We start from the raw sequence: 11,368 nt of genomic DNA on the forward strand, positions 1-11,368 counted from the left end.
GATATAGAATTTCAGTATTTCCAGTTGAAAGCCGATCACACGACAATGCGGCCTGTTGCGCTTTTCGTGTGGTCTTGCAGGCCGTAAATGTAGCAAGCTTTCAGCATCCCCCCGGGGCTTTGGGTCTCTTGTCTCCCAACACACAACAATACCAAATGAGTGCTTTTCTTGAAGAACGCGTTTTGAGTGTCCACCACTGGACCGACCGCCTGTTCAGTTTCACCACCACCCGCGACCAGGCCCTGCGCTTTTCAAACGGCCACTTCACCATGATTGGCCTGCGCGGCGACAACGGCAAACCGCTGCTGCGTGCTTACTCGATTGCCAGCGCCAACTATGAAGAGCATCTAGAGTTTTTGAGCATCAAGGTGCCTGACGGCCCCTTGACCTCCAAGTTGCAGCACATCCAGGTGGGCGACACCATCATCGTGGGCCGCAAACCCACCGGCACTTTGCTCATTGATTACTTGCTGCCCGGTAAAAACCTGTACCTGATGGGCACAGGCACGGGTTTGGCCCCCTTCATGAGCATCATCCGCGACCCGGAGACTTATGACCGTTTTGAAAAAGTCATCCTGGTCCATGGTGTGCGCCAGGTCAATGAACTGGCTTACCACGACTACATCACCCAAGTCCTGCCCGCCCATGAGTTCTTGGGCGAGATGGTCAGCCAGCAGCTGCTGTACTACCCCACCGTGACCCGCGAGCCCTACAAAAACCAAGGCCGCGTGACCGATCTCATCGAAAACGGCAAGTTGTTTGGTGACTTGGGTCTGCCCACCCTCAACCCAGAGACCGACCGCGTGATGATTTGCGGATCGCCCGAAATGCTCAAAGACCTCAAACGCATTTGCGAAGAGCGTGGCCTCAAAGAAGGCAACACCAGCACGCCCGGTGCTTTCGTCATTGAGCGGGCATTTGCCGAATCCTGAGTCCTTCGGGGCTTTGTCTGCCAGCGCTCCAAGCTATTCATGAAAACAGGGGCAAAATGCCCCTGTTGTTATTCAAAAAGTACCCATGAACCTGCCTTCTGTAACCCCTCAGCGCTGGATGTTGCTGATCGCTTTGTCGGGCATCGGTATGCTGGTGTTTGGCCTGTATTTGCAGCATGTTGTGGGGCTGAACCCTTGCCCCATGTGCATAGTGCAGCGTTACGCCTTGATCGGGGTGGTACTGCTGGCCTTGGTGGGTTGGCGCTTGCGCGGCAGGGGGCTGGCTGTGTCTGGCGTTTTGCTGGCGCTGGCAGCGGGCTTTGGCGGATTCACCGCTGCTCGCCAAAGTTGGTTGCAGTGGTACCCGCCCGAGGTGGTCAACTGCGGACGCGACTTTTACGGCATGGTTGAAAACTTTCCCCTCAACCGTGCCATTCCCATGATCTTCAAAGGCAGCGGAGACTGCAGCAAGATCGACTGGACTTTCTTGGGCGGCTCGATCGCCAACTGGTCATTCGCGGCTTTCGTGGTGTTTGCACTGGCCGCTTTGTGGATCGCCGTTCAAACGCTTCGCCATCGCTGAATCAAAGCTTTTTGACCAACACCTGACTTTTGCGGTCCCAGTTGTATTTGCGTTTGCGCGCCTCAGGCAACCAGTCAGGGTCCACCTGAGCGAAGCCGCGTTTGATGAACCAGTGCATGGTTCGGGTGGTCAGCACAAAAATGCTTTTGACCCCCATGGCGCGGGCGCGTTGCTCGATGCGCTTGAGCACCTTCTCGCCATCGCCCTGACCTTGTGACTGGGGTGACACAGTGAGTGCCGCCATCTCGGCCGTTTTGGCCTCGGGGTAGGGGTAAAGAGCGGCACAGGCAAAGATCACGCCATCGTGGTCAAGGATGGTGTAGTGGTCAATGTCACGTTCGATCTCGGTGCGGTCGCGTTTGACCAGGGTGCCGTCTTTCTCAAACGGCTCGATCAGTTGCAAGATACCGCCCACATCGTCCGAAGTGGCTTCGCGCAGTTCTTCCAGTTTTTCATCGATCACCATGGTGCCGATGCCGTCGTGGACATACACCTCCAGCAGCAAAGCGCCGTCCACCGCAAAGGGCAGGATGTGGGAGCGCTCCACGCCTTCTTCGCAAGCCTTCACGCAGTGTTGCAAATAGAAGCCGATGTCGGTCGGCTCGGTAGGCTGGGGCAGCGAGGCCAGCAACTGCTTGGCAGCGGCCAGCGGCAGTTCGGTGTCAATGGGGTTGTCGTCGCTGGCGGGGGCGTGCGGCTCAATGCGAATGCCTGGCACTTCGGTCACAAAAATCAGCTTGTCGGCCTGCAACTCGGCCGCTACGCTGGTGGCCACTTCTTCCATGGCCAGGTTGAAGGCCTCGCCCGTGGGCGAAAACCCAAATGGCGAGAGCAAAACCATGGCACCCATGTCCAGTGTGCGCATGATGCCGTCTACGTCCACCTTGCGCACCAGGCCCGAGTGGATGAAATCCACGCCGTCCACAATGCCCACGGGCCGGGCGGTGATGAAGTTGCCTGACAACACCCGCACGGTGGAGCCCGCCATGGGCGTGTTGGGCAGGCCCTGGCTGAAAGCGGCTTCAATTTCGTAGCGCAACTGGCCTGCTGCCTCTTGGGCGCAGTCCAAAGCGACGCTGTCGGTGATGCGGATGCCATGCGAGTATTGGGGTGTGTGGCCCTTGGCCGCCAGCTGTTCATTCACCTGCGGACGAAAGCCGTGGACCAGCACGATTTTCACGCCCATGCTCTGGATCAGCGCCAAGTCTTGCGCCAGGTTTTGCAGCTTGCCCGCCGCAATGGCCTCGCCCGCGATGCCCACCACAAAGGTCTTGCCCCGGTGCATGTGGATGTAAGGCGCCACCGACCGGAACCAGGGCACGAAGGTGAAGTTGAAAACTGTGGACATGGGCAATCAGGTACGGCGAATGGGGCAGAGTGCCGGGCCGGGGATAATCCCGGGCTGTTCTTGGCTTGATTTTCACAGAAGTTTCCGCTTTGTCTGACACCCCCCTCCAAATCGACTTCCCCGAAGGCCTGCCGGTCTCGGCCCGCCGTGACGAAATCATGGCTGCCATGGACCAGCACCAGGTCATCATCGTCTGCGGTGAAACTGGTTCGGGCAAGACCACGCAGCTGCCCAAGATTGCACTGATGCTGGGGCGCGGTAAGTTGAACGCCAAGCCTGGCGAGCGGGCGCGCATGATCGGACACACCCAGCCCCGGCGCATTGCGGCCAGCTCGGTGGCCAAACGGATTGCCGAAGAACTCAAGACGCCGCTGGGCGATGTGGTGGGTTTCAAGGTGCGGTTTCAGGACCGTTTGAGCAAAAACGCCTCGGTCAAGCTCATGACCGACGGCATCTTGCTGGCCGAAACCCAGACCGATCCGCTGCTGCAGGCCTATGACACGATCATCATCGACGAGGCGCACGAACGCAGCCTGAACATCGACTTCTTGCTGGGCTACCTGCGCCAGATCCTGCCGCGCCGCCCAGACCTCAAAATCGTGGTGACCTCAGCCACGATTGACGCCGACCGCTTTGCCAAACACTTTGCGTCGCGCAACGGCCCGGCCCCGGTCATCATGGTGTCAGGCCGCACCTTTCCGGTGGAGCAGCGCTACCGTCCGTTTGAAGAGACCCGGGACTATGGCCTGAACGAGGCCATGGCCGATGCCGTGGACGAACTCTGGCAAGGCGGGGCAGGGGGCGATATCCTGATCTTTTTGCCCGGCGAGCGCGAGATCCGCGAAGCCGCCGACCACCTGCGTAAGCACTTGGCGCATCAACCCCTGACGCGAGGCGCCGAGGTTCTGCCGCTGTTTGCGCGTTTGTCGCAGGCCGAGCAAGACCAGATTTTTGAAGCATCGAATGGCCGCCGCATCGTACTGGCCACCAACGTGGCTGAAACGTCACTCACGGTGCCCGGCATCCGTTACGTGATCGATGCCGGCACCGCCCGCGTCAAGCGCTACAGCCTGCGCAGCAAGGTCGAGCAACTGATGGTCGAACCCATCAGCCAAGCGGCGGCCAACCAACGTGCGGGTCGCTGCGGCCGGGTGGCCAATGGCATTTGCATCCGCCTGTACGACGACAAAGACTTTGCAGGCCGCCCGCGCTTCACCGACCCCGAAATCTTGCGATCGTCCTTGGCCGGCGTGATCTTGCGCATGAAGAGCCTGCATCTGGGCATTGTGGAAGACTTTCCGTTCATTGAAGCGCCGTCCAAGCGTGCCATCACCGACGGCTACCAATTGCTGGCCGAGCTGGGCGCGGTCAATGACGACAACGAACTCACCCCGATTGGCCAAGAGCTGGCCCGCCTGCCGCTGGACCCGCGGGTGGGCCGCATGATTTTGGAAGCGCGCCACCGCAACGCGCTCGACGAAGTGCTGGTGATCGCCAGCGCCATGAGCGTGCAAGACGTGCGAGACCGCCCCATGGACGCGCAAGCCCAGGCCGACCAGCAACACGCCAAATTTGACGATGACAAAAGCGAGTTCACCGGCTACCTGAAACTGTGGAAGTGGATTCACGACGCCCGAGGCGGCCCCACGAAATCAATTGGGGTCAGATCCCAATTAAATTCGCCTGCGCAAGAAGCGCCGCAGCACAAGTTGAGCAACCGCCAATATGAGCAACTGCTGCGCCAGAACTTCATCAACATTCGCCGCGTGCGCGAATGGCGTGACACGCACACCCAACTGCTCACGGTGGTGACTGAGCACAAGTGGCGCATCAACACGCAGCCTGCGAGCTATGAGCAACTGCATCTGTCCATGTTGTCGGGTTTGTTGGGCAACGTGGGCTACAAACTCGAAGACGAAGAAGCCTATCTGGGCGCACGCGGCATCAAGTTTCACAAACACCCCGGTGCGCACCTGAGCAAAAAGCCAGGCCGTTGGATTGTGGTGGCCGAACTGGTGGAAACCACGCGCCTGTTTGGCCGGGGCATTGCCGCGATCGAGCCGCAGTGGCTGGAGCAAGTCGGCGCGCATTTGCTCAAGAAGCAAGTGCTCGACCCGCATTGGGAAAAGAAGTCCGCCGAAGTGGTGGCGCTGGAGCGCGCCACGCTCTATGGCCTGATGGTCTACAGCGGGCGGCGTACGGCCTACAGCCGGGTGGACCTGCACGGCGCACGCGAGATTTTCATCCGCGAAGCCTTGGTGGGCGACCAGTGGGAGACCAAGCTGCCCTTCCTGGCCGCCAACCACAAGATGATCGCCAAGGTCGAAGAGCTGGAGCACAAGTCGCGCCGCCAAGACGTGCTGGTGGACGACGAACTGATCTACGCTTTTTACGACCAGCAGATTCCGCCCGAAGTGTGCAGCGGCCGCCTGCTGGAAGACTGGTACCGGGCCGTGAGCGCCAAGCAGCCGCGCTTGCTGCTGTTGACCCGCGAAGAGCTGATGCGCCACGAGGCGGCAGGCATCACCACGCAGGCTTTTCCCAAACAAATTCGTTTGGGCGGCACCGATTGCACGGCGGTGTACCTTCACCAGCCGGGCGACGCCCGAGACGGCGTCACCGTCACCGTGCCCTTGTTCGTGCTGAACCAAGTGAGCGAGGACCGCTGCGAGTGGTTGGTGCCCGGTCTGCTCAAGGACAAAATTCAGGCCCTGCTCAAAAGTCTGCCCCAGCGCCCCCGCAGCCGTTTTGTGCCGCTGCCCGAATCGGCCACGCGCCTGGCCGCCGAGCTGTCCGTGCCCGAGCTGTTTGGTGCCGGGTCCCTGACCGACGTGCTGCTCAAAAAAGTGCGCGATGAAACCAGCCTGGACATCAAGCGCACCGACTTCAAACACGAGATGCTCAGCCCGCACCTGTTCATGAACCTGCTGGTGGTGGACGAGCACGGCCGCCAGCTGGGCATGGGCCGCAACCTGGGCGCGCTCAAAGGCGAGCTGGGTGCCAAAGCGCGTGGCGCGTTTCAGGCGCTGGCGCAGCTCAAAGTGGCGGCAGCGCATGCAGCAGGGCCTCAATCCACCCAAAGCACGGAGTCAAAAAAATTGGAAAAATTGGGGTCAGACCCCAATTTGTCCAAGTCGGATGCAAGTGGGCGCGACAATCAACTGCGTGGTGAAAAGCCAACCGCTTCCAAGCCTTTGGCCCCCCAGCGTTACACCACCTGGACCTTCGGCGAACTCCCCGAGTTGATGGAAATCAGCAAAGGCGGCCAGACCCTGATTGGCTTCCCTGCGCTGGTGGACGTGCAAGACGCCGTCACCATCGAAGTCTTTGACGAGCCCGACGTGGCCGCCAGTAAAAACCGAGCAGGCCTGCGCCGCCTGTTTGCGCTGCAAATCAAAGACGCGCTCAAGTACCTTGAGAAAAACATCCCCGACCTGCAAAAGATGGCCGTGGCCTACATGCCGCTGGGCACCGCCGACGAGCTGAAAACCCAAATCATCGATGTGGCGCTGGATCGGGCCTTTTTGTTGGACCCGCTGCCCAACGACGAAACCACCTTCAAGCGCCGCATCGAAGAAGGCCGTGGGCGCCTGACCTTGATTGCCAACGAAGTGGCCCGGCTGGCGGGCACCATCTTGCTGGAGTTTGGCGCGGCCACCCGCAAGATCAAGGACACCAAAAATGCGCCGGATGCCACCGCAGACTGCACCCAGCAACTGCAACGTCTGATGCCTAAAAATTTCATGGCTGTCACCTCGTGGCTGCAGCTGCAGCACTGCGCCCGCTACCTCAAGGCCATCACCTTGCGCCTCGATAAATACCGCGCCGATCCCGCCCGTGACGCCCAGCGTCTCGCAGAGCTGAAACCGCAAGAGCAACGCTACTGGCGCCTTGTGGCCGAACGCAAAGGCGCACAAGACGCCCGCATGCTGGAGTTTCGCTGGCTATTGGAAGAACTGCGCGTGAGCTTCTTCGCACAAGAGTTGCGCACCCCGCAGCCGGTCAGTATCAAAAGGCTTGATAAGGCTTGGGGGCAGTTGAATCATTGAAGCGAGTTTGTGATGACGTCCGTCAATGAAAAAGCACCCGAAGGTGCCTGGGCGTTTGGTGTGTCGCGACTCAAGCCTGCATCGGCTGCGCCACCAGCTTCACCCCCAGCGCGGTGCACACGCGGGCAATCGTGTCAAAGCGTGGGTGCGATGTGGGGCGTAGGGCTTTGTAGAGTGCCTCGCGCGTCAGGCCTGAGGCTCGGGCCACTTCGGTCATGCCGCGTGCGCGGGCAATGGTGCCCAGCGCGTGGGTCAGCTCGGCTGGATCGTTTTCTTCCAGCACCAGCGTTAAGTAGTTGGCCACGTCCTCATCGGTCTTGAGGTATTCGGCCATGTCGAAGTCGGGCAGGTCAGCGGCTTTGATTTTTGGGGTCATGTTCAATTACTCCGTGATGGTTCGGCTCAATTCAATGGCGCGGGTGATGTCGTCAGACTGCGTGGACTTGTCTCCACCGCCCAGCATCACGATCAGCATGCCGTCTCGCTCGACGTAATACATGCGCCAGCCGGGCCCAAAGAACTCCCGTATTTCACTGACGCCTTCGCCTACTGGTGCCACATCGCCTAACAAACCCCGCTGGACTTTTTCGAGCCGTCGGGTCAGTCGAATGCGTGTCACGCCATCCCTCAGGCTGGCCAGCCACTCATCAAACTCGGGCATACGTTTGATCGTGTACATGTGATTGTAATCAGTTGTTCACACTCTGCAAGTGTGGCGGATGCGTTAGTAACCTAAGAGTAGTCACTGATTGATCTGAAGAAATAGATTATTTGGTAATAATTTTTCAATTATTTAGGCGGGTTTAATTTGAGTAAAAACCGCTCGGGTGCCACGCTCAGGCAAACTACCCACCGTTATTCACCTTCCCAGCCGCTTATCTTTCGCTGGGGCGCACCTATTCCCCGGAACCTCAGCATGGAAATCAAAGTCAACTTTCTCGACAAACTGCGCCTGGAGGCCAAGTTTGACGACTTCACCGTGCTGGCCGATCAGCCGATTCGCTACAAAGGCGATGGCTCGGCGCCGGGGCCGTTCGATTATTTCTTGGCGTCTTCGGCCTTGTGTGCGGCGTATTTTGTAAAGCTGTATTGCGAAACGCGCGGCATCTCTACCGAACACATTCGCCTGTCGCAAAACAACATCGTGGACCCCGACAACCGCTACCTGCAGACCATCAAGATTCAGGTGGAATTGCCAGCCGACATGTCCGACAAAGACCGCTTGGGCATTTTGCGGTCGATTGACCGCTGCACGGTCAAAAAGGCGATCCAAGCGGGCCCGACTTTCATCGTTGAAGCGGTGGACAACCTGGACGCCGACGCGCAGGCCTTGCTCTCCCTGAGCCCTGATGCGCAGTCGCAGACCCGCATTGCAGGCAAGGACTTGCCGCTGGAGCAAACCATCGCCAACATGACGGCGGTGTTGGCCAATCTGGGCATCAAGATCGAGATCGCGTCGTGGCGCAACCTGGTGCCCAATGTGTGGTCGCTGCACATCCGCGATGCGCATTCGCCCATGTGTTTCACCAACGGCAAGGGTTCAACCAAAGAGAGCGCCTTGGCCTCGGCGCTGGGCGAATACATCGAGCGGCTGAACAACAACCACTTTTACGCGGGCGTGTTTTTTGGCGAAGACATCGCGCAGGCCGACTTCGTGCACGACCCCCGCGAGCGCTGGTTCCAGCCGGGCAAGCGCGACGCGCTGCCCAAAGGTCTGTTGGACGCGCATTCCTTGAGCATCTACAACCCCGATGGCGAGCTCAAGGCCTCTCACCTGTTCGACACCAACTCGGGCAACCCCTCGCGCGGCATTTGTGCGCTGCCCTATGTGCGCCAGTCCGATGGTGAGGTGATCTACTTTCCATCCAACCTGGTGGAAAACCTGTTCGTGAGCAACGGCATGAGCGCGGGCAACACCCTGGCCGAAGCGCAGGTGCAGTGCCTGTCGGAAATTTTTGAGCGGGCTGTCAAGCGCGAGATCATCGAAGGTGAAATGGCCTTGCCCGACGTGCCGCCGGAAGTGCTCGCCAAGTACCCCGGCATCGTGGCCGGCATTGAGGCCTTGGAAGCGCAGGGCTTTCCGGTCTTGGTCAAAGACGCGTCGCTCGGCGGTGTGTACCCGGTGATGTGCGTGACCCTGATGAACCCGCGCACGGGCGGTGTGTTCGCGTCCTTTGGTGCACACCCTTGTCTTGAAGTGGCTTTGGAGCGCAGCCTGACCGAGTTGCTGCAGGGCCGCAGTTTTGAAGGGCTCAACGACTTGCCCGCGCCCACTTTCATCAGTAACGCGGTGACCGAGCCCAACAACTTTGTGGAGCACTTCATCGACTCCAGCGGCATCGTGTCGTGGCGGTTTTTCAGCGCGCAATCGGAATATGAATTTGTGGAGTGGGACTTAGCCGGCAAGGGCGAAAATGCCACCGCCCAAGAGGCCGCCACGCTGTTCGGCATCTTGCAGGCCATGGGCAAAGAGGCTTATGTGACGGTGCATGACCAACTCGGCGCCACCGCTTGCCGCATCTTGGTGCCCGGCTATTCCGAGGTCTACCCGGTCGACGACCTGATTTGGGACAACACCAACAAGGCCTTGCTGTTCCGCGCCGATGTGCTGAACCTGCACCGCTTGGACGACGAAGCCTTGGCGGCATTGCAGGGCCGCTTGGAGAACAACGAGCTGGACGACTACCTCGACATCGCCACGCTGATCGGTATCGAGTTCGACGACAACACGGTGTGGGGCCAGTTGACGGTGATGGAGCTCAAGCTGCTGATTCACCTGGCTTTGCAGCAGTGTGAAGAAGCCCATGAGTTGGTGGGCGCTTTCCTGCAATACAACGACAACACCTTAGAGCGCCGCTTGTTTTACCAAGCCTTGAACGTGGTGCTGGAAGTGACGCTTGGCGAGGATTTAGCCCTAGAAGACTACGTGGTGAACTTCCGTCGCATGTTTGGCCAAGAGCGCATGGATGCGGCCATTGGTTCGGTGAACGGTAGTGTGCGCTTTCATGGCCTCACGCCCACGAGCCTCAAGCTCGAAACGCTGGACCGGCACCAGCGCTTGCTCGACAGCTACAAAAAACTACACGCGGCGCGGGCGCGTGTGGCGGCGAATCAGGCAATGGTTTAAATCCACCAAGCGCTTGCCCATCAAAAACGGCGCTTTTCAGCGCCGTTTTGTCTTTGTTAAAAGATCAGTTTTTACCGAATGTTACTTTGGCCGCGGCTACGCAACTGGTCTTGGTGTCGCCTGCCAAGGCGTTGCATTTTTCAAGGGCCACTTTGTAATCGGCCTCCAGCTTTTCTGAAGCCGCCTTATTTTTGGCTTGACCCATGTGTTGGCCCATACCGATATCGGCCAAGGCTTTTTTCTCGACCGCTTTCGCTTCTTTCACGCACACATCTTTGGCGTTGCCTGCCAAGTCGTCGCAGCGCTCTTTGGCGACCAAGTAGGCCGCCTTGGCTTGGGTCACCATGACATGGTTGCGGTCAGCCGCTTTGCCGCTGTGTTGATGGGCCATTTCGGCGCGAGCCACTTTTTCTTTGCCCTTGGCTTCCTGCTCACAAATGTCTTTGGCGTTGCCGGCGTGTGCATGGCAAGCCTCTTTGTCGGCTTTGTATTCCTCGCTGATGCGTGCTTTGTGGGTCTTGAGTTCGCCTTTGCTCATGCCTTGGGCATAGGCCGAAGACAAGGGGATCAAGCTGGCGCACAAAACGGCCGCAGCGAAGAGTTTGATTTTTTGCATGAATGGTTCCTAGGGAAATAAAGAGAACCTATTGACGCACGAACCGCCCTTGGGTTTCAGTGCCTCACCGCACCAAGTCCGCAGTTTCAAACTCAGATGGCGCCAATTCGAGGTTGCCCTTGAGCCTCACCGCGGCAGCGTCATGCGCGGGCCGTCAACAAGCGCACTTGTGCCGAAAGTTCTCGCACCGCTTCGGTCAGGGCCAGCAGTTCTTGTTCTTTGATGAGATCAATTTTTTCGTGCAGCAGCTCAATTTCCAGCTCGGCTTTGACATTGATTTCGTAGTCAGTTTGTGCGTGTTTGCGGTCCAGCTCAGATTGGCGATTTTGGCTCATCATGATCGCGGGCGCCGTGTAAGCCGCTTGGAAAGAGAGCAGCAAGTTCAGCAAGATGAAGGGGTAGGGGTCCCATGCGTTTGCGCCCACCAGCACGTTGCCGGTGATCCAAATGGCGATGGCCGAGCTTTGGATGAGGATGAAGCGCCAAGAGCCGATGGTTCTGGCCACTTGGTCGGCTAAGCGCTGCCCCCGCCGCAAGGGTGGACTGTCCAGGGGTTCTGTGTGCGCCAACGAGCCCAGTGCTTGACCGCGTTGTGCGCGGCGGTGTTGACGCAGCAGCTCCAGCTGCTGCATTTCATGGGGCGAGTGCGTCACATGGGCTTGGGTTTTGATGGACACGTTGACCTCCAGTCTTGGAGGCTTTAGGGTAACAGG

Annotated in this window: 9 protein-coding genes; 4 read left to right on the top strand and 5 right to left on the bottom strand. The window is 59.0% G+C overall.

Going from position 1 to position 11,368, the window contains the following annotated elements; genetic code table 11:
- Window positions 1-155: 155 nt before the first annotated feature.
- Together Q1M54_RS04830 and Q1M54_RS04835 are read left to right on the top strand one after the other, a co-directional pair.
- Window positions 156-932 (top strand): ferredoxin--NADP reductase, encoded by a 777-nt coding sequence (locus Q1M54_RS04830; RefSeq protein ID WP_300554613.1) that lies wholly within the window; start codon window positions 156-158, stop codon window positions 930-932.
- Window positions 933-1,017: 85 nt separating this feature from the next.
- A complete protein-coding gene (locus tag Q1M54_RS04835) occupies window positions 1,018-1,515 on the top strand; it encodes a disulfide bond formation protein B (protein ID WP_300554616.1) in 498 nt (165 codons plus the stop codon).
- Between the two features lies 1 nt (window position 1,516).
- Here Q1M54_RS04835 and argA read toward each other — a convergent pair whose 3' ends face one another.
- Window positions 1,517-2,863 carry an amino-acid N-acetyltransferase gene (argA, locus tag Q1M54_RS04840; RefSeq protein WP_300554619.1) on the bottom strand — a complete coding sequence of 449 codons (1,347 nt, stop codon included), beginning with the start codon at window positions 2,861-2,863 and terminating at the stop codon, window positions 1,517-1,519.
- A gap of 89 nt (window positions 2,864-2,952) precedes the next feature.
- Between argA and hrpA the strand changes: the two genes are divergently transcribed.
- Window positions 2,953-6,912 carry an ATP-dependent RNA helicase HrpA gene (gene hrpA, locus Q1M54_RS04845; RefSeq protein WP_300554620.1) on the top strand — a complete coding sequence of 1,320 codons (3,960 nt, stop codon included), beginning with the start codon at window positions 2,953-2,955 and terminating at the stop codon, window positions 6,910-6,912.
- Between the two features lie 70 nt (window positions 6,913-6,982).
- On the opposite strand, the gene Q1M54_RS04850 is transcribed toward hrpA, so the two are convergent.
- Together Q1M54_RS04850 and Q1M54_RS04855 are read right to left on the bottom strand one after the other, a co-directional pair.
- Complete coding sequence (locus tag Q1M54_RS04850) at window positions 6,983-7,288, bottom strand: addiction module antidote protein (RefSeq protein ID WP_300554623.1); 306 nt, start codon at window positions 7,286-7,288, stop codon at window positions 6,983-6,985.
- Between the two features lie 6 nt (window positions 7,289-7,294).
- Window positions 7,295-7,591: a type II toxin-antitoxin system RelE/ParE family toxin gene (locus tag Q1M54_RS04855; protein WP_300554626.1), complete on the bottom strand. Its 297-nt coding sequence runs from the start codon at window positions 7,589-7,591 to the stop codon at window positions 7,295-7,297.
- Between the two features lie 237 nt (window positions 7,592-7,828).
- On the opposite strand from Q1M54_RS04855, the gene Q1M54_RS04860 reads away from it, so the two are divergent.
- Window positions 7,829-10,039, top strand: a complete 2,211-nt coding sequence (locus Q1M54_RS04860) for an OsmC domain/YcaO domain-containing protein (RefSeq protein ID WP_300554628.1) — start codon at window positions 7,829-7,831, stop codon at window positions 10,037-10,039.
- A 64-nt stretch (window positions 10,040-10,103) separates the two neighbouring features.
- On the opposite strand, the gene Q1M54_RS04865 is transcribed toward Q1M54_RS04860, so the two are convergent.
- Window positions 10,104-10,655, bottom strand: a complete 552-nt coding sequence (locus Q1M54_RS04865) for a hypothetical protein (protein WP_300554631.1) — start codon at window positions 10,653-10,655, stop codon at window positions 10,104-10,106.
- A 140-nt stretch (window positions 10,656-10,795) separates the two neighbouring features.
- Window positions 10,796-11,332, bottom strand: a complete 537-nt coding sequence (locus Q1M54_RS04870; protein WP_300554634.1) for a DUF1003 domain-containing protein — start codon at window positions 11,330-11,332, stop codon at window positions 10,796-10,798.
- Window positions 11,333-11,368 lie beyond the last annotated feature (36 nt).

It is taken from the genome of Limnohabitans sp. Rim8, assembly GCF_943326455.1.
Lineage (GTDB): Bacteria > Pseudomonadota > Gammaproteobacteria > Burkholderiales > Burkholderiaceae_C > Limnohabitans_A.

Bases quoted from the DNA above. Each gene is read 5' to 3' on its own strand.
- Q1M54_RS04830 (WP_300554613.1), top strand. From the start codon at position 156: ATGAGTGCTTTTCTTGAAGAACGCGTTTTGAGTGTCCACCACTGGACC.
- Q1M54_RS04835 (WP_300554616.1), top strand. From the start codon at position 1,018: ATGAACCTGCCTTCTGTAACCCCTCAGCGCTGGATGTTGCTGATCGCT.
- argA (WP_300554619.1), bottom strand. From the start codon at position 2,863: ATGTCCACAGTTTTCAACTTCACCTTCGTGCCCTGGTTCCGGTCGGTG.
- Q1M54_RS04850 (WP_300554623.1), bottom strand. From the start codon at position 7,288: ATGACCCCAAAAATCAAAGCCGCTGACCTGCCCGACTTCGACATGGCC.
- Q1M54_RS04855 (WP_300554626.1), bottom strand. From the start codon at position 7,591: ATGTACACGATCAAACGTATGCCCGAGTTTGATGAGTGGCTGGCCAGC.
- Q1M54_RS04860 (WP_300554628.1), top strand. From the start codon at position 7,829: ATGGAAATCAAAGTCAACTTTCTCGACAAACTGCGCCTGGAGGCCAAG.
- Q1M54_RS04865 (WP_300554631.1), bottom strand. From the start codon at position 10,655: ATGCAAAAAATCAAACTCTTCGCTGCGGCCGTTTTGTGCGCCAGCTTG.